11 protein-coding genes are annotated in these 18,448 nt (G+C 71.6%); 9 read left to right on the forward strand and 2 right to left on the reverse strand.

Features of this window, described 5'->3' with window-relative positions:
• The 6 genes from OG210_RS31345 to OG210_RS31370 all read left to right on the forward strand — a co-directional run bounded on the left by OG210_RS31345 (position 1) and on the right by OG210_RS31370 (position 5,724).
• Positions 1-411 carry a roadblock/LC7 domain-containing protein gene (locus OG210_RS31345; protein WP_328323407.1) on the forward strand — a complete coding sequence of 137 codons (411 nt, stop codon included), beginning with the start codon at positions 1-3 and terminating at the stop codon, positions 409-411.
• On the forward strand, positions 408-773 hold the full coding sequence (locus OG210_RS31350; protein ID WP_371539905.1) for a DUF742 domain-containing protein: 366 nt from the start codon (positions 408-410) through the stop codon (positions 771-773). The genes OG210_RS31345 and OG210_RS31350 overlap by 4 nt, the downstream gene beginning before the upstream one ends.
• Positions 751-1,359, forward strand: a complete 609-nt coding sequence (locus tag OG210_RS31355) for an ATP/GTP-binding protein (RefSeq protein WP_328323404.1) — start codon at positions 751-753, stop codon at positions 1,357-1,359. Before OG210_RS31350 ends, OG210_RS31355 begins: the two co-directional genes overlap by 23 nt.
• Complete coding sequence (locus OG210_RS31360) at positions 1,356-2,630, forward strand: cytochrome P450 (RefSeq protein WP_328323402.1); 1,275 nt, start codon at positions 1,356-1,358, stop codon at positions 2,628-2,630. Before OG210_RS31355 ends, OG210_RS31360 begins: the two co-directional genes overlap by 4 nt.
• Positions 2,631-2,680: 50 nt before the next feature.
• Positions 2,681-3,937, forward strand: coding sequence for a cytochrome P450 (locus OG210_RS31365; RefSeq protein ID WP_328323400.1), 1,257 nt, complete (start codon positions 2,681-2,683; stop codon positions 3,935-3,937).
• A 152-nt stretch (positions 3,938-4,089) separates the two neighbouring features.
• On the forward strand, positions 4,090-5,724 hold the full coding sequence (locus OG210_RS31370) for an adenosine deaminase (protein WP_328323398.1): 1,635 nt from the start codon (positions 4,090-4,092) through the stop codon (positions 5,722-5,724).
• Positions 5,725-5,764: 40 nt separating this feature from the next.
• On the opposite strand, the gene OG210_RS31375 is transcribed toward OG210_RS31370, so the two are convergent.
• Positions 5,765-6,757, reverse strand: coding sequence for a M20/M25/M40 family metallo-hydrolase (locus tag OG210_RS31375; protein WP_328323396.1), 993 nt, complete (start codon positions 6,755-6,757; stop codon positions 5,765-5,767).
• Positions 6,754-8,028 carry an MFS transporter gene (locus tag OG210_RS31380; RefSeq protein ID WP_328323394.1) on the reverse strand — a complete coding sequence of 425 codons (1,275 nt, stop codon included), beginning with the start codon at positions 8,026-8,028 and terminating at the stop codon, positions 6,754-6,756. Before OG210_RS31380 ends, OG210_RS31375 begins: the two co-directional genes overlap by 4 nt.
• An 834-nt stretch (positions 8,029-8,862) precedes the next feature.
• Between OG210_RS31380 and OG210_RS31385 the strand changes: the two genes are divergently transcribed.
• The 3 genes from OG210_RS31385 to OG210_RS31395 all read left to right on the forward strand — a co-directional run bounded on the left by OG210_RS31385 (position 8,863) and on the right by OG210_RS31395 (position 18,440).
• A complete protein-coding gene (locus OG210_RS31385; protein ID WP_328323392.1) occupies positions 8,863-9,081 on the forward strand; it encodes an MbtH family NRPS accessory protein in 219 nt (72 codons plus the stop codon).
• 34 nt (positions 9,082-9,115) lie between these two features.
• A complete protein-coding gene (locus tag OG210_RS31390; RefSeq protein ID WP_371539913.1) occupies positions 9,116-9,871 on the forward strand; it encodes a thioesterase II family protein in 756 nt (251 codons plus the stop codon).
• Positions 9,872-10,040: 169 nt separating this feature from the next.
• Positions 10,041-18,440, forward strand: a complete 8,400-nt coding sequence (locus OG210_RS31395; RefSeq protein ID WP_371539917.1) for an amino acid adenylation domain-containing protein — start codon at positions 10,041-10,043, stop codon at positions 18,438-18,440.
• Positions 18,441-18,448 lie beyond the last annotated feature (8 nt).

An 18,448-nucleotide genomic window follows, 5' to 3' on the forward strand; every position in this document is an offset into this window, starting at 1 on the left:
ATGAGTTACGTGGACAACCCCGAGCAGCGTGGCTGGATGATCTCGGAGGTCGCGGCGGTGCCCGGGGTGCGACAGGTGATCGTCTTCAGCGCCGACGGGCTCCTGCTGGTCAGCTCCGACGGCATGGACCGGGACGCCGCCGACCGCCTCTCGGCGAACTGCTCGGGGCTGCAGTCCCTGGGCCGCAGCCTCGGACGGGAGTTCGGTGAGGACGGCGGCTCGGTCCACCAGCAGATGGTGGAGTTCAACGGCGGCTTCCTGTTCATGCGCAGCGCCGACAACGTCCATCTCGCCGTCGTGACGGGCCCGGTGGTGGACCCGAAGCTGGTCGCCCGTCAGATGCAGGCGCAGGTCATGAGAATCGGTGCGGCCAACCTCAGCAGCCCGCCGAGGCCGGGATCCGCTCGGTGAGTGACCCGGAGGGGGAGTACACGGACCGGGCGCTGCGCCCCTATGTGATCAGCAGAGGGCGCTCACGCCCCACGCGTAACACCATCGGTATTGAGACACTTCTCATCGCCGTCGGCCCTCCGCACGACCTGCCCGTCTCCGCCACCCGGGAAGAACGCGCCCTGCTGCGGATGTGCCGGCGGCTGCTCTCCCTGGTGGAAGCGGCCGCCCACCTCCAACTGCCGGTGAGCCTGGTCAAGGTACTGGTGTCCGACCTCGTCGACAGCGGACATCTGTCGGCGCGCTCCGGCGTACCGCAGGCCGTTCCGCCCGATAGACAACTGCTTCAGGAGGTACTCGATGGTCTCCGCCGTCTCCGCTGACCGGTATCTGGCCGGCACCGTCCAGCAGGCCGCCAAGATCCTCGTCGTGGGCGCTTTCGGCGTCGGCAAGACCACGCTGGTCGGATCGGTCAGCGAGATCGAACCGCTGCGTACCGAGGAGGTGATGACCCGGGCGAGCATCGGGGTGGACGACCTCGCGGGTACGGGCACCAAGACCACCACAACCGTCGCCATGGACTTCGGCCGGATCACGGTCACCTCGCGACTGGTGCTCTACCTCTTCGGCACCCCCGGCCAGCGCCGGTTCTGGGACCTGTGGGAAGGGCTGGCCGAGGGCGCCATCGGCGTGCTGGTGCTGGTCGACACCCGCAGGATCGAGGACAGTTTCGACGTACTGGAACAACTGGAGATCCGCGGGCTGCCGTTCGCCGTCGCAGTCAACCAGTTCCCGGACAGCGAGTACTACTCCGCCGACGAACTCCGTGTCGCGCTCGACCTGCTGCCGGAGACCCCCGTCGTCATCTGCGACGCACGGGAGCGCACCTCGTCGCTCGACGCGCTGATCAGCCTTGTCCACTACGTCATGAGCGCCGGAGCGGCGCGTGTACCGGAGAGCGCCTCATGAGCCATCCCGTCCCGCCGCCCTCCTGCCCGGCCCGCGGCGGCCACACCACCGGGCTGCTCCCGCTGTCCGAGGCCGTCGGATCCAGCGATCCGCAGGCGGCCTACCGCAGACTGCGCGAGGAGTGGGGCAGCGTGGCCAAGGTGGAGCTGGAGCCGGGGGTTCCGGCCTGGCTCGTCATGGGCTACCGCGAGCTGCTGACCATCACGCGCCAGGAGCAGGTGTACTCACGGGACGCGCGCAACTGGCGCGACCTCAACGACGGTGTGGTCTCGCCGGATTCGGGCCTGCTCCCGATGATGGCCTGGCGGGCCAACGTCATCGGCGCCGACGGCCCCGAGCACCGCAGGCTGCGGCAGCCGCTCGACGACGGCGTCGCCCGGATCGACCAGCGCCGCACCCGGCGCCAGGTCGAGGCGGCGTGCGCCAAGCTGATCGCCGAGTTCTCCGCACGCGGCAGCGCCGATCTGGTGAACGAGTACGCCACGATCGTCCCGATGCTCTCCATCGCCTCGCTGTTCGGCCTGGACAGCGGCGAAGGGCGTGAGCTGCTGAACGCGCTGATCGCGCTGTTCGGCAGCGCGGACGACTCACAGCGCGGAAACCGCCACTTCGAGGAGATCCTCGCCGACACGCTCAGGGCCCGCCGTGCCCAGCCGTCGGACGACCTGACGACCGCCCTGCTCGACCACCCCGGTCTGCGGGACGAGGCGGAGCAGCTCCAGTCGATGGTCGTGATGATCTCCGCGGGAAACGAGACCGTCACCGCGTGGATCTCGCACACCCTGCGGCTGATGCTCACCGACCCGAGGTTCGCGGCCCGGATGCACGGCGGCCGGCTCGGTGTGGACGACGCACTCGACGAGGCGCTCTGGCGCGACCCGCCCATGAACAATATGCCCGCCCGTTACGCACTGCGCGACACCGAGCTGGGGGGACAGCAGATCCGGCGCGGCGACGTACTCATCCTCGGGATCAGCGCCGCCAACGACGACCCCGCGGTCCGCGCGGCCGACGGCGGGGTGGAGCCCGGCAACCGCGCGCATCTCGCGTTCTCGGCCGGTGCGCATGTGTGCCCCGCCCAGGTGCCGGCCCGGCTGATCACCCGTACCGCGGTCAACACCGCCCTGCATCTGCTGCCCGACATGAGGCTCAGCATCCCCGCCCACGACGTGGCCTGGCGCCCCTCGCCCTGGACACGCGTCCCCGTCTCGCTGCCCGTCCACTTCTCCGCGCGGTACGGAGCGGACGGCGGCGACGGCGCATCCCAGTGACCGGACACCGCGACCGGACATCCACCCCTCGCGTCGACTTGGAGAAGCACATGACCTCGCTCCCGGTGCCCCCGTCCCCGGAGGTCCCGCTCATCACCCTGGACCCGCACGGCACCGACCACCACGCCGAGGCCGCCAGGCTCCGCGCACTCGGGCCCGTGGTCAGGGTGCGGCTCCCCGGAGACGTCCTGGCGTGGTCGGTGACCGATCACGCCCTGCTCAACGACCTGGTGGCCGATCCGCGCTTCAGCAAGGACTGGCACAACTGGAGTGCCATCAGGCGCGGGGAGATCTCCGATGACTGGCCGCTCATAGGCATGGTGAAGGTCACCAACATGGTCACGGCGGACGGCCTGGAGCACCGCAGGCTGCGCAGGCTGGTGACCGAGACCTTCACCCCGCGCAGGGTGCAGGAGCTGCGCCCCCGGATAGAGAAGATCGTGCAGGATCTGCTGGACGCGCTGCCCTCGCACGCCGGACCCGACGGATCGGTCGATCTCCGGCTGCACTTCGCACACCCGGTGCCCATGCAGGTGATCTGCGAGCTGTTCGGCGTCCCGGAGCACGAACGGCCGCGGCTGCGCGAGCTGATGGACAACATCTTCCGCTCCGACCTCTCCCCGGAGGAGGTCGGCGCGAGCCAGATCGAGCAGTACCAGCTCCTGGCCCGGGTCGTCGCGACACGGCGGGAGCAGCCGGGCGACGACCTGACGAGCGCCCTGGTCGCGGCGCGCGAGTCCGACCCCGACGCGCTGAGCGAGGAAGAGCTCGTCGGTACCCTCCTGGTGATGCTGTCCGCCGGACAGGAGACCACGCTCAGCCTGATCACCAACGCGGTACGTGCCCTCCTCACCCACCCCGCTCAGCGGACCATCGCCGAGAACGGCGACGCGTCGGTCTGGGCCGACGTCGTGGAGGAGACCCTGCGCTGGGACGCCCCGATCGGGAACTTCCCCTTCCGCTACCCGCTGGAGGACGTGGAGATCGCTGGGGTACGGATCCCCAGGGGCGAGGCAATCATGGCCCCGTACAGTGCGGTCGGCCGTGACGAGGGGCAGCACGGTGCGGACGCCGGGAGCTTCGACATCACCCGTGAGCAGCGCAGGCATCTGGCCTTCGGCCACGGGCCGCACTTCTGCCTGGGCGCCCCGCTGGCCCGGCTGGAGGCGGCGCTCGCCCTGCCGGCCGTCTTCGCCAGGTATCCCGGCCTGACCCTGGCCGCGGACCCGGACCGGCTGACCCCGGTGCCGTCCCTGTTCTCCAACAGCACCGCCACCCTGCCGGTACGGCTCACCGCGGGGGAGTGACCGGGGGATCCCGTCCGCCCCCCCGCCGGACACCCGGCGTCCGGCGGGGGGTTGGGACGGTCATCCTCACTCTTACCGGTGTGGTCGGGTGAATCTCACCGTAAAGCGGATCAAGATCCGGTATTCCTGTGCGCATGGACACAGATGGAACTTTGCAATCCGATTCCTCCTCCCGTTCCTCCCGCGTCTCCGGCCGCGCCCGCCGGACCCGTTCGCTCTCCGGCCTGCGCGCCGGTACCGCGCTGATCGCCGCCGCCACGGCAGTACTGGCCGCCACGGTGCCCGGCGCATCGGCGGCCGCGCCCGCGAACAGGGTTTCCGCGCAACGCCCTTGGGAGGACGGATCCGCCGGGACCCAGCGGTACCTCGACACGGTACGGGACAACCCGGACCGGCTCAGGGCCTTTCTGCGCCCGATGCCCAAGGGCGGGGACCTGCACACCCACCTGTCGGGCGCTGTGCCGGTCGAGGCGCTGATCGGCTTCGCGGCCGACGACGGGCTGTGCATCGACGAGGCCACCCTGTCGGCGTCCGCACCGCCGTGCGGGCCCGGGACCCGGCCCGCCCAGGATGCCGTGTCCGACCACGACTTCCGGCAGGACGTCATCCACGCCTGGTCCATGGAGGACTTCAAGGAGACGCCCGCCGAGAGCGGACACGACCACTTCTTCGCCACCTTCGGGAAGTTCAAGGCAGTCACCGGCTCGCACCGCGGCAGACTCGTCGCCGAGGTGACGAAGGTGGCCGCCGCCAACCACCAGGAATATGTGGAACCGCTCTTCACCCCGCAGGGCGCCGCTCTGCAGAAACTGGGGGCCGGCCTCCAGTGGACCGGTGACTTCGAGCGGATGCGCGACTCCCTGCTTGCCGACGGCAAAATGAACCGCGTCCTCGACGCCGCGAAGACCGAGACCGCCCGGGAGATGGCCGAGCAGCGCGCCACCCTCGGCTGCGACGGCTCCGAGCCGCAGCCCGCCTGCAAGGTGCAGGTGCGCTTCGACTTCCAGGTCGGCCGCGCGGCCGAACCGCAGTACGTCTTCACCCAGCTCCTCGCCGGTTTCGAGATGGCCGACAAGGACCCCCGCTATGTGGGAGTCAACCTGGTGCAGGCCGAGGACGCCCCCGTCGCGCTGCGGGACTACCACCTGCAGATGCGCATGATCAAGTACCTGCGGTCCGTCTACCGCACGGCCCATGTCACGCTGCACGCCGGTGAGCTGACCAGCAAGGTCGCCCCGCGCGACGACCTCAGGTTCCATGTACGCGACGCCGTCGGGACCGCGGGCGCCGAGCGCATCGGCCACGGCGTGGACATCATGGGCGAGGACCGGCCGCAGCAGCTCCTGCGGACCATGGCGCGCCGGCATATCGCCGTGGAGGTGCCGCTGACCAGCAACTGCCAGATCCTCGAAGTCTGCGGCGCCGACCACCCGGTCAACCGCTACCTGGCCGCCGGTGTCCCGGTGGCGCTGTCCACCGACGACCAGGGCGTGTCGGGCACCGACATCACCATCGAGTACGCACGCGCCGTCACCGGGCACCACCTGTCGTACCGTCAGCTGCGCGACAGCGCCCGTAACTCGCTGGAGTACGCCTTCATCCAGGGCCGCAGCCTCTGGCGCGCGGTGGGCGACCACCGGCCCACCGCCGCCTGCGCCACCAGCGACCCCCGTACCGGCAGGACCACCGAGAGCTGCCGCGCCCTGCTGAACGCCAGCCCCAAGGCGACGCTCCAGTGGCGCTACGAGACCGAGCGCGCCGCCTTCGAGGCCCGTCACCAGGCATAGGGCCTGCCGTTCGGACCGGGCCGGCCGGGTGCGGCCGGCCTCAGCCCGTCGCGCGGTCGGCCAGCTGGGCCACGGCGCCCGCGACGGCACGGGTGACGTCGGCCGCGAACTCCAGGTCGAGGGTCCCGAGGGTGTCGGTCGCCTTGTGGTAGTTCGGATTGCGCAGGTTGGCCGTATCGGTGACGAGCAGCCCGCGGCGACCGCTGCGCCAGTACGGCAGGTGGTCGCTGCGCGCGGCTTCCCTGAGCAGGCCCCCGAGCCGCTTGACCGGGTAGAGGCGCAGCCCCGGAACGTACTGCCGGGCGCTGCGCTGCACCGCGTTGGCGAACGGCAGTGAGCGCAGGTCGGCGACGACCGCGATGAAGTCGCCGGTCGTCGGCGGCGAGAACACCCCCGGGATGCGCAGCGGAGTGCGCTGTGCGCCGGGGCGCGCGTCGCGGAAGCCGATCATCTCCAGCACGATCAGGCCCTCCACCGCCTCGCCGTCGGCATCGATGGCCGCCACATGCTCGCGACTTCCCAGCATCCACTCCTCCTCCTCGCCGAAAAGGCAGAAGCGCACGCCGCGTTGGAGCGGGCCGAGTGCGTGCAGGGCGCAGGCCGCTTCGAGCAGCCCGGCGACCCCGCTGGCGTTGTCGTCGGCTCCGGGGCTGCCCTGAACGGAGTCCCAGTGGGCGCCGACCTCCACCAGCGGCGCGTCGCTGTCGCGGCCCGGCAGCGTGGCGAACAGGTTGACCTGGTGCGGTGCTTCGCCGTACTGCTTCTCCACCACCAGGTAGCCGTACCCGGACAGCTCGTCGCGGAGGTGGCCGAGGGTGCGTCGTACGTTCGCCTCGTCCTCACGCCAGCGCGGCCCGGCAGCCGTCAGCGCGGTGATGTGCCGCTCCAGTCCGGCCGCTGTGATGCCGGAGAGTGCCGCCGCCAGCTGCGGGTCGAACGCAGGCCGCCGCCTTCGGAGTTCGCCCAGGGTGTCGGCGATCTGACACCGGACATCACCCCAACCGGGCAGATAGCCCAGCCATGTGCGGTTCATGCGGCACCCCCCGCGGAAGCGGCGAGATCCTCGGCGTCTCCCGCCGCGGCGCCGCCGGCCGCCGCGGCCCGCTTCGTCTGCGCCCAGGTCACCAGTGGCACGACGGCGAGCCCGGACAACAGGAACACTGCCGCGATGACGAGCCAGCCGGGCGGGCCCTCGCGGACACCGAGGAACGCCGTCGCAGCCGGTCCGACCGTCTCGGCGAAGGCCGCGCCGAGTGCGTAGACGCCGAGGTACTCGCCGCGTGCGTGGTCCGGGGCCAGACCGTAGGAGATCCCCCAACTCCCGGCCATCGTCAGGAGTTCGCCGGCGGTCAGTATCAGTACCGCCAGAGCCAGGAAGGAGATCTTCAGAGCCGTGCCGTGGGCCGCCATCGCGGCGGCGATCCCCACACAGGAGAGCGCCAGCAGGACGCCGGCCCGGCGCTGGGCCCGGGCACCCCCCTCCAGGGTGTCGGCGCCACGGCTCAACCGCACCTGGAAGACCACGATCAGCACGGTGTTGACGGTGACGAAGAGACCGGCCAGGGCCCTCGGGATGCCTTGCCCGGAGACGATCAGCAGCGGCAGCGCCAGCGTGAGGATGATCGCGTTGATGCCGAGCAGACCGTTCATCAGCGTGAGCAGGACGAACGGGATGTCCTTGAGCGCGGGCGCCTTGCTCGCCCCCGCGGGCCGCTGCCCGGGCGGCATGGAGGGCAATGGGATCAGGGTGAGGGAGGCGAGGACGTAGGTGGCCGCGTTCCCGAGGATCACCAGCTCGCAGGCGAGATGCGAACCGTCGGCCAGCGCCCACGCGGCCAGCGCGGAACCGCCGGCGAAGCCGCCGTTGAACACCGCGCGCAGATAGGCCCGTCCGGCCACCAGCCGGTCGGGCTCCAGTACGGCGCCGATCAGTGCGGCCCGAACGGTACTGGTGGCCCGGATCGCCAGCGAGGTCGCGCAGGCCACGACGACGAAGCCGAGGAAGGAGTGCACCAGCGGGTAGAGGCAGAAGAGCACGGCCTCCGCCAGGTGGAGCACGATCAGCAGCCGGCGCGTGTCCATGCGGTCCGCGAGCCACCCGGTGGGCACCGACGCCCCGAGCGTGATCAGTCCCGCGAGTGAGAACCCGCTGCCGACCTGAGCAGGCGTCAGCCCGACCACGTGCACGAAGAAAGCCACGCCGCCGGTGAGGAACAGCCCTGTCCCGAGCGAGTCGACGAGGTAGTTGACCGACAGAGGCCGCGTCGCCCCGCGGGCAGGTAACAGAGAGGCGAATGACCGCATGCTGGCGGTGTCCTTCCGGCAGGGAGCTGAAGGTTCGGTGGTTCTCCCGGTCCCGGCGACCGGCGCGCTGCGCGCGGTACGGCCGGAGACGCTCTCGGAAGCGATATCGGCGATCGGCGGGCGGAATCGCATCGCAAAGAAATATTCAAGCCCGCTCATCCCCCGATTCGGGGATCCTAGATGCGTCGACTTCGACGGTCAAGATCTGTCGGATTCCTGATCTCCGGGGAGTTGTCGCAGGAATGCGACCCGGCCGGCTGATTTCCCGTGACGGGCGCCCAAAGGTTTCCCGCCGGCCTCTTCTGCCGTCGGGCGGGTGCCCGTTCGGGCAGTGGTGCGGGTACGCCCGGGCCGCGCTCGACGACGCTGGGGCATGCGCCGGCGTGCCGTCTCCGGCTGCCCCCTTGCCCTCCTTGGAGCCTTACGCCAGACCCCTCGGACTGACCGTATTGTGCACTTCTGGGAGAGTAAGTGCACAGAGGGAGATCCCGTGATGCCCGATTATTCGGTCTAAATCGCTCTTGTAAAGTATTGATATTCAATATCCGTAATGTGGCCTGTGGTGTGGATGCCCCCGGCGCGCCGCTCCGATGCCCTGGCACGCCGCGTGGATGCCCCCTGCACACCGCATTGCTGCCCTGGCGGCGAAATCGAGGCTTTCTCAAGATCGCGGCATCGTGTTTCATCGTGTTAATGTTTGGATTCGGGAGCGGGCTATGACCGGTTCTCTCCCAGGGGGCGACGGGGGATTTCAAGACTCTCGTCGATGTATTTCTCTTTCTGTTTCGTGCTCCGAGCGCAGCCGCAGGCGCGCCCGGGTTCCCATTCCTGCGTATGAGTACTCATAGGTTTGAGGCGATAGTGTTCCACCACGAATCATCGATTGAATTCCGAGTGGTCGTCAACGGCGAGGAGCAGTACTCCATCTGGCCGGCCGACATCGACCTTCCTGCGGGATGGCGGCAGGAAGGCGTCAGAGGCACACGCGAGGAGTGCCTCGCGCACGTGGAACGGGTCTGGACCGACATGCGTCCACTCAGCCTGCGTGGCTGACCCGGCCGCGCCTGTTCCTGGAAGGAGTGCCGCGGTGGTCGGCACTGGCACCATCCACTCCCCGTGCTCCCGGTGGTGGACCGGCCGACCCGGCCCGGCCGCCGGGCGGACCCTGGTCTGCCTTCCGTACGCCGGTGGAGGACCTCAGACCTATCAGGGCTGGGAGACATCGTTGCCGGCGGCTACCTCCGTACTCGCGGTGACGCCTCCGGGCCGAGGCCGCCGGTTCGCCGAGCCCCTCTGCCGCGACATCCCGTCACTGGTGGAGCCACTGGCGCGGGAGCTGGCAGCCGCCCTGGACGGCCCGTACACACTGTTCGGGCACAGCCTGGGGGCCACGGTGGCCTTCGAGTTGTGCCGTGAGGTCCGCCGCATCGGGTTCCGCCCGCCTGCCTCCCTGGTGGTCTCCGGACGCCAGGCGCCGGACCTGCCGTGGACCGAGCGGCCGATCAGCGGCCTGCCGGACGCCGATTTCACCGACGCGCTGCGCGATCTCGGCGGCACGCCCGAAGCCGTCTTCGGCCAGCCGGAGCTGATGGGGCTTCTGATGCCGTCGCTGCGGGCCGACTTCGCGATCGTCGAGTCCTACCGCTACCTGGACGAGGCACCCCTCGATGTGCCGATCCTGGCCCTCGCGGGCACCCGCGACCAGCGCGCGACGGAGGACCGGATGTCGGGCTGGGCCCGGCAGACCAGCGCGTCGTTCACCCTGCGCACGGTGGACGGCGGTCACTTCTTCGTGGACACCGAACCCGTATGCGTCACCGGCCTGTTGTCCGCCGCCCTCTGAGAAGCGGGGTCCGCCCCGCCGCGTGATCCAACCGCCGCATGATCCGCCCGTCGGCCGACCGCGCCGACGTGCCGCGCCGACGTGCCGCGCGACGCCGTGCCGGGCACCGCAAGCGCGCCCGCCGAACCGCAAGCCATCCCGTTCTGCTCGTCATCTCTGGGGGAAGCCCGTGAGCCACGCCATCGACATGACACCGTCCGCGGACGTGAGCACGCTGGTCGACGTACTCAGCCACCGTGCCGAAACCCAACCGCAGCGCCGGGCCTTCGGCTTCCTCCGGGCCACGGGGGAAGTAGCGGAGGAGTTGAGCTACGCCGAACTGGACCGCCGAGTACGTGCGTTAGCGGCGCGCCTGGAGGCCGAACACCCGGGCGGCAGCCGGATGTTGCTGCTCTACCCGCCCGGTCTCGACTTCGTCGTGGCATTCTTCGCCTGTCTGTATGCGGGGATGGTCGCGGTTCCGATGCCGCTGCCGACCAGTCGCAAGCGCGCGCAGCGCCAGCTGGCCGCCGCCGGTGACGCCCGGGTGGCCGCCTGGCTGACGGTCTCCGCCTCCCGGAGGATGCTCGACGAGCACGCGGCGAACGCCGGCGGCGGCCCGGCCGCGGTCCTCACCACCGACGGCACGCCCACCCACCGGGCCGAGGACTGGTCCGGCCGCCGTCCGGACCCCGCCGACCTCGCCTTCCTGCAGTACACCTCGGGATCGACCGGCGCTCCTCGCGGCGTCATGGTCACCCACCACAACCTGATGGCCAACTCCCGTGCGATCAGGGACAAGTTCGCTCTCACCGCGCAGGACTCGTCAGTGATCTGGCTCCCGCCGTTCCACGACATGGGCCTGATCGGCGGCATCCTCCAGCCCGTCCACACCGGTTTCCCCGCGCTGCTGATGTCGCCCCAGGCGCTGATGCGGGACCCCGGCAGCTGGCTGGAGGCGGTCTCCGCACACCGGGCGACCGTCAGCGGCGGTCCCAACTTCGGATACGCGCACTGTGTCCGGCACATCGACGCGGAGCGTGCGGCCGGACTCGACCTCAGCGGCTGGCGGGTGGCGTTCAACGGCGCGGAACCGATACGCGCGGAGAGCCAGGACAGCTTCGCGGCGGCCTTCGCGGGACAGGGCTTCGATCCCCGCGCCTTCTCGGCCTGCTACGGGATCGCCGAGGCCACCCTGCTGGTCTCCGGGGCCGACCGTGGCGAGGGCGCCCGGGTGCTGGCCGTGGACGGCGACCAACTCGCCCTGCACGGACGGGCGGTGCCCAGTGCGGAAGGCGGCGGTCGCCGGCTCGTCAGCTGTGGCGCACCGGCGGCCGGCCACCAGGTCCTGATCGTCGGTCCGGAGCGCGGCTGCCGGGTCGACGACGGCGTCGTCGGCGAGATATGGGTCAGTGGACCGAGCGTGGCGGTCGGCTACCTCGATGCTCCGGAGGCCACAGCGGCCACCTTCGGCGCACGGGTGGCCGACGTGGCAGGCTCCTTCCTCCGCACCGGCGACCTCGGGTTCCGCCACGACGGCGAGCTCTACGTCACCGGACGTATCAAGGACCTGATCGTGGTCCGCGGACGCAATGTCCATCCGCAGGACGCCGAGCGGATCGCCTCGGCCGGTCACCCCGGACTCGACCCGGACGCGGCTGCCGCCTTCGGCTACGAGGAGAACGGCGCCGAGGCCCTGGGGATCGTCCTCGAAGTGGACCGGCACACCTCCGCCGGCCAACTGGCCTCCGCCGCGGACGGCGTGCGGAAAGCGGTCACCGCCGAGCTCGGCGTCGCGGTCGGCGCCGTCGTCTTCACCCGGCGCGGCGGTGTCCCGCGTACCACCAGCGGCAAGATCCGCCGGCAGGCGTGCCGGGAACAGTGGCTGCGCGGCGAACTGCCGCGGGTCGGTGGCGACGCGCCGGGCACCGCGGCCCCGCCGGGCGAGGGGAGCGCCGGTGTCCGCGCCGTGCTCGCTGCCGTGGCGCGGCTCTCGCCTGAGGCGCTGGACGACTCCGCGTGCCTCTTCGATCTGGGTCTTGACTCGCTGGGCATGGTCGATCTGAGGCTGCGCATACTCGCCGGGCTGGGGGTCGAGCTGTCACTGTCCGACCTGCTCGCCGGGCCGACCGTCGCCGAGCTGGCGGCCGCCGTCGCGGCGGCACCCCGGGTGCCCGCCGGGCCGGAGCAGGCCGAGGAGACCGCCAGCACCGGGGCTTCGCCGGGCCAGGAGGCGCTGCTCCTCGCGGACGACCTCGCCGGTGACGACTCCCCGTACGTCGTCGGCCGCGCGGTCAAGGTGCTCGGCGCGTTCCGCGTGGACGACTTCCTGACCGCGGTACGGACCGTGGTGGCCCGCCACCCGGCTCTGCGGACCTCGTTCGTCCCGGGCGACGAGGTACTGGCCCGGGTGCTGCACCACGAACTCCCGCCGGAGCTGGCCGTACACGACGTCCGGGGGCAGGACGAGGACGTGCTGACGGCGCTGCTGGAGGACGCGGCCTGCCGTCGTATGGACCCGGCCACCGGCCCACTGGTCAGGACCACGGTCATCCGCACCGCCGAGACCGAGGCGGTCGTGGTCTTCGCCGTCCACCACGCGGTCTGCGACCTGCGCTCGCTCGGACTGCTGCTGCTGGAGGTCGCCGACGCCTACCGGTCCGCGGACACCGCCACGCCGGACGAGGCGGCGTCCAGGGCCCACGACGAGGCCCACGACGCGGCGTACGGTGCGTTCGCGGCCGGGCAGCGCCGTCTGGTCGAGACCGGCGACGACGACCGGCTGAGGCGATACTGGAAGACGGAGCTGAGCGGTGTCCCGCTGGAGATCCGGCTGCCGATGGCCCGTGCCGCGACGGTATCCGCCCGTGGCGCGGTGGAGCGCTTCGTGGTCCCCGCCGACCTGTCCGCTCAGGTCCACGACTTCGCGCGGACCCACCGGCTGACGGTCAATGCCGTACTGCAGGCCACCCTGCACGTGTTGCTGCACCGTCTCACCGATGAGGAGCGGGTCGCCGTCGGCACACCCTCCGCCAACCGGGGCCGCAGCGACCGGCTGGACGTGGTCGGCTACTTCGTCAATGTGCTGCCGCTGGCCAGCACCCACGGCCCGGACACCTGCTTCGCGGACGCGGCCGCACACCTGCAACACGCCCTTGCCGACGCCCTGGAGCACGGCGAGCTGCCGTACGCCGCGATCCTGCAGGCCGCCGACCGGTCCACCGACCGGTGCAATGTGCTGGTCGCCTACCAGAGCATCCAGTCCGAGCACACGGCGGACATCGCCCGGATCGCCCTTGAGGACCCGCGGCTGCCGGTCCGGGTCGGCGGGCTCACCATGCTGCCCGTGCCGCTGCCCCGCCGGGACAACGCCTTCGACCTCACGATGAACCTGGCGGACTCCGGAGCCGAGCTGCTCGGCAACGTGGAGTACCGCGCCGACCTGTTCGCCGCCGGGGACGTGCGCCAGTTCGTCGACTGCTACCTGGGCCTGCTCCGCTCCGCGCTCGCCGACCCCGCGCAGCCGGTCGCCGGCCTGAGCCTGTCCGGCACACCGCTGGCGGCGGCTCTCCCGGCGCTCGAATCGCCCGCGGCCGCCGGGGCGTACGACGAGACGAGCCTGCCCGGCCTGTTCGAGGAGTGGGTCCGGCGCACTCCGGAGGCCACGGCGCTGACCGACGGCGGACGCACCCTCACCTACCGCGATCTCGACGAGGCCGCAGGCAGGCTCGCCACCGAGCTCGCCGGTCGCGGAGCGGGTGCGGAGTCCGTGGTCGGTGTGGTCACCGGCCGGGACGTCAGGACCGTGATCGCGCTGCTCGGCGTACTCAAGGCCGGTGCCGCCTACCTGCCGCTCGACCCCTCGCTGCCCGACGAGCGCCTCCAGTGGGTCCTCGGCCGGGCCGGGGCGCGGCTGGTGGTCGCCGCAGGCGAGGCGCGTGACCTGCCGGAGGGCATACCCGTGGTGCCGGCGGAGCCGGCGCCGGACCTGCCGCCGCTACCGGACGTTCCGGTGCGTCCGGGCAACCTCGCCTATGTCCTGTTCACTTCCGGCTCGACCGGTCGTCCGAAGGGCGTCGCGCTCACACACCGGAACGCGGTCTCCTTCCTCGCCTGGGCGCGGGAGCGGTTCGGCACCGACCTGAGCGCGGTGCTCGCCGCCACCTCCTTCTCCTTCGACCTGAGCGTCTTCGAGATCTTCGGCCCGCTCACCAGCGGCGGCACCGTCGTCCTGGCCCGGGACGTACTCGTACTGGCCGAGGACGCACTGCCGGAGCCCGTCACCCTGGTCAACACCGTGCCCTCGCCCCTCGCCGAACTGCTGCGTTCGGGACGGCTCCCGCAGGGAGTGCGCACCGTGAACCTGGCCGGTGAGCCGCTGCCCCGGCCACTGGCCGACACCGTACTCGGCCACCCGTCGGTCGACCGGCTGATGAACCTCTACGGTCCGACGGAGGCGACGACCTACGCCTGCGAGGCGCTGATCCGGGCCGGCGAACCGGGCGAGCCGCCGATCGGCCGTCCGATCTCCGGCACCCACGCCTACGTACTCGACGGCCGGCTGCGCCCGGTGGCCCCGGGCGTGCCCGGTGAGCTGTACCTGGGCGGGCCCGGACTGGCCCGCGGCTATCTGAACGACCCCGCGCTGACCGCCGACCGCTTCCTGCCCGACCTGACCCGGCCCGGAGAGCGGATGTACCGCACCGGCGACGTGGTCCGGGTGGACGCCGAGGGGCAGTTGCGCTATCTGGGCCGCTCCGACGACCAGGTGAAGATCCGCGGCTTCCGGATCGAGCCGGGAGAGTGCGCGGTGGCGCTGCGCCGTCACCCGGCGGTCGCCGACGCCGCGGTGCTGCCGCGCGAAGTCCCGGGTGCGGGAACCGTGTTGTGCGCCTGGCTGGTCCCGGCCGTCGGCAGCATGCCCGAACCCGGCCAGGTGCAGGCGTTCGCCCGTACCCAGCTACCGCCCTACATGGTGCCTTCGGCGATCGCCGTGGTGGAGCGGCTGCCGCAGACCCCGAACGGCAAGCTCGACAAGCGTGCCCTGGTCACACCGGAGCTCGCCGCCGCCGCGGGTACGGCCGCCCCGAGCGGGCCGGTCGAGCACCGACTGCTGGAGATCTTCACCGAGCTGCTGGCCCGGCAGGACTTCGGCGTCGAGGACAGCTTCTTCGACCTCGGCGGCCACTCGCTGCTCGTGGCCCGCCTGATCACCCGGATCCGGCGCGCGTTCGACGTCGCCCTGCCCATGCGGGCCGTCTTCGAGCACCCCCGCATCCGAGCCCTCGCGCCGCTGGTCGCAGCGGCAGCCGACCAGGGCGCCCCCGAGGTCCGGCTCCTCCCGGTTCCCCGGGAACCGGCTCCTGCGCCGTCGTCGGCGCAGGAGCGGATGTGGCTGATGCAGCAGATGATGCCCGGCAACACCGCCTACGGCGTCGTAGGCGCGGTCCGCGTACGGGGTCCGCTCGACACCGGACTGCTGCGCCGCGCCTTGCGGGAGGTGGGCCACCGCCACGAGGTGCTGCGGACCCGGCTGCTGCCCGGCGACGGCGGCGTCCGGCAAGTGATCGGTGAGCAGCCCGACTTCGGCTGGACCGAGGAGGACCTCGCCGAGCTGCCGGAGCCCGGGCGGACCGGGGCCGCGGTGCGGCGGATGGCCGAGGAGGCCGCCGTCCCCGTCGACCTGGGCGGCGGCAGGCCGGTCCGGCTCGTCGTACTCCGGCTCGCCGCCGACGAGCACCTGGTCGGGCTGGTCAGCCATCTCGCGGTGATGGACGGCTGGTCGTCCGGGGTGTTCTTCCGGCACCTGGCAGTCGCCTACCGTGCGCTCTCCGGCGAGGAGGGGGCCGTCCTGCCCGAACCGGCCGTCCAGTACGCCGACTTCGCGGCCTGGCAGCGGGCCTCGCTGGCGCCCGTCCAGCCAGAACTGCTCTCCTGGTGGACCGAACGGCTCGACGGCCTCCCAGCGCTGGCCGTTCCGGCCGACCGGCCCCGGCCATCGGTGATGGGCTTCCGCGGCGGCAGTGTCCCGGTCCGGTTCGGCCGCGGACTGCGCGACCGGCTGGCAGCGCTGGGCACTGGCCGGGACGCGACCCTGTTCATGGTGCTGCTCTCGGCCTTCGCCACCGTACTGACACGCCACAGCGGGCAGGAGGACTTCGCGGTGGGCACGCCGATCGCCGAGCGGCCGCTGCCCGAACTCGACGATGTGATGGGCCCGTTCACCAACACGGTCCCGATCAGGCTGGACCTCTCGGGCGATCCGTCCTTCGCGGCGCTCCTCGACCGCACCCGGGAACGGGCGCTGGAGGCCTACGCACACGGCGCGTTGCCCTTCGAGACCCTGGTGGGCGAACTCGGCCTGGCCCGCGACCTCAGCCGCACCCCGGTGTTCCAGACCATGGTCTCGCTCCAGGACGACCCGCTGGGCGGCCTCGACCTGCCGGGCATGAGCAGTGAGCGTGTCGACGTACCACGTGACACCGCCAGGTTCGACCTGCTGCTGGCCCTGTCCGACGGCCCGGCCGGCCTGTCCGGAGCGCTGGAGTTCAATCAGGAGATCTTCGACCACGCCACGGCAGAGGAGCTGACCGCCCATCTGGAGGCGGTCCTGGAGCAGGTCGTGCGCGACGCCGGGACGCCGGTCTCCCGGATCCCGCTGCTCGACGCCACGCAGACGACGCGCATCCTGCGCGAGTGGAACGACACCGCTGTGCCGCAGCGGCCCGTCGCGATCCACACCCTGTTCGACGAGCGCGAGGCCGCGGCCCCGGACGCGGTGGCGGTGTGCGACCTCAGCCGCAGCTGGACCTATCACGAACTGCGCGGCAGGGCCGAGCGGGTGGCGCGGGAACTGCTGCCCGTGCCCGGCCGGGACGTGGCCGTGCTGATGGGCCGCTCGGCGGCGGCGGTGGCCGCGGTGCTGGGCGTGCTGAAGGCGGGCAAGGCGTATGTGCCGATCGACCCCGCCTTCCCGGACAGCCGGATCACCGGAATCCTGGACATCTGCGGCGCCGTCTGCCTGCTGGCCGACCCGGAGCACCTCGCGCAGGCCGAGGAGCTGGCGGCCGGCCGGCCGGGCATGCGGGTGGTGCTGGTCGACCCCGACTCCATGTCGTCGCCTGAGCCCGCTGCGGTCCAACTACCCTCTGTGGCACCGGAGTCGGTCGCGTACACGATCTTCACCTCCGGCTCCACGGGCGTCCCGCAGGGGGTCGTGCTCCAGCACGCGGCGGTGGTCAACACCCTGCGCTGGGTTGTCGGCACCCTCGGGTTCGGCCCGTCCGACCGGCTGCTGTGGGTCACCTCGCTCTGCTTCGACCTCTCGGTCTTCGACATCTTCGGCACCCTCGCGTCGGGCGGCCGGATCAGGATCGCCCAGGAGGAGGAACTCGCCGAGCCGTCACGCCTGGCGGAGTTGCTGCTGACCGGCGAGGTCACCGTCTGGGACTCGGCGCCGGCCGCACTGCAGCGGCTGCTGCCGGCCCTGGAGCGGCGCGCGGCGCGGCCGAACAGCCCGGCGGTACGCCTGGTCATGCTCAGCGGCGACTGGATCCCGGTGACCATGCCGGACCGGTTGCGCGAGCTGCTGCCCGGCTGCCATGTCCGGTCCCTCGGCGGGGCCACCGAGGCGGCCATCTGGTCCAACCACTTCCCCGTGGAGCGCGTCGACCCGTCCTGGATCAGCATCCCGTACGGCCGTCCGATCCAGAACGCCCGTTACCACGTACTGGACCGCTGGATGCAGCCCTGCCCGGTCGGGGTGCCCGGCGACCTGTATATCGGCGGTGCCTGCCTGGCCCTCGGCTACGTCGACCCGAAGATCACCGCGCAGCGGTTCGTACCGGACCCGCACAGCGGCCGGGCCGGTGAACGCCTGTACCGCACCGGCGACCTGGCGCGCTACCGGCGCGACGGGAACCTGGAGCTGCTCGGCCGCTCGGACCAGCAAGTGAAGATCCGCGGCTTCCGGGTCGAGCCCGGGGAGGTGGAGGCCGCGCTGCGCCGCTGCGCGGACGTCCGCGAGGCGACCGTGGCCGTGCGCGACGACCTGCCGGGCGGGCGCTGTCTGGTGGGCTACGCCGTCCCCGGGGAGGGACGCGGCCTCGACGAGGGGCAGTTGGACAAGGAACTGCGCGCCCGGTTGCCCGGATACATGGTTCCGAGCCATCTGGTCCAGTTGGAGCGGCTCCCGGTGACCGCCAACGGCAAGCTCGACCGGCGCGCCCTTCCGGCCCCGGTCCTCGGCTCGGCGGGCGCGGACTTCGCGAGCCCGCGGACCGGGACCGAACAGGCCATCGCCGAGGTGTGGAGCCAGGTGCTCGGGGTGGAGCGGCCCGGCAGCCGGGACAACATCTTCGACCTGGGCGGCAACTCGCTGCGTCTGGCCGAGATCCATGCCCGGCTCCAGGAGAGCTGCGGCGGCCAGCTCCAGCTCGTCCACCTGTTTGAGAACCCGACGATCGAGGGCCTGGCCCGGATGGTCGACGGCCTGGCGGATACCGGATCGGCGGCCGACCGCACCCAGGACCGCGCCGAGCGTCAGAAGCAGGCCATGCAGCGACGGCGTTCACCGCGCCACGCCGACTGAGGTCAAAG

The sequence above is a fragment of the Streptomyces sp. NBC_00466 genome (assembly GCF_041433995.1).
In the GTDB taxonomy this organism is placed as follows: domain Bacteria; phylum Actinomycetota; class Actinomycetes; order Streptomycetales; family Streptomycetaceae; genus Streptomyces.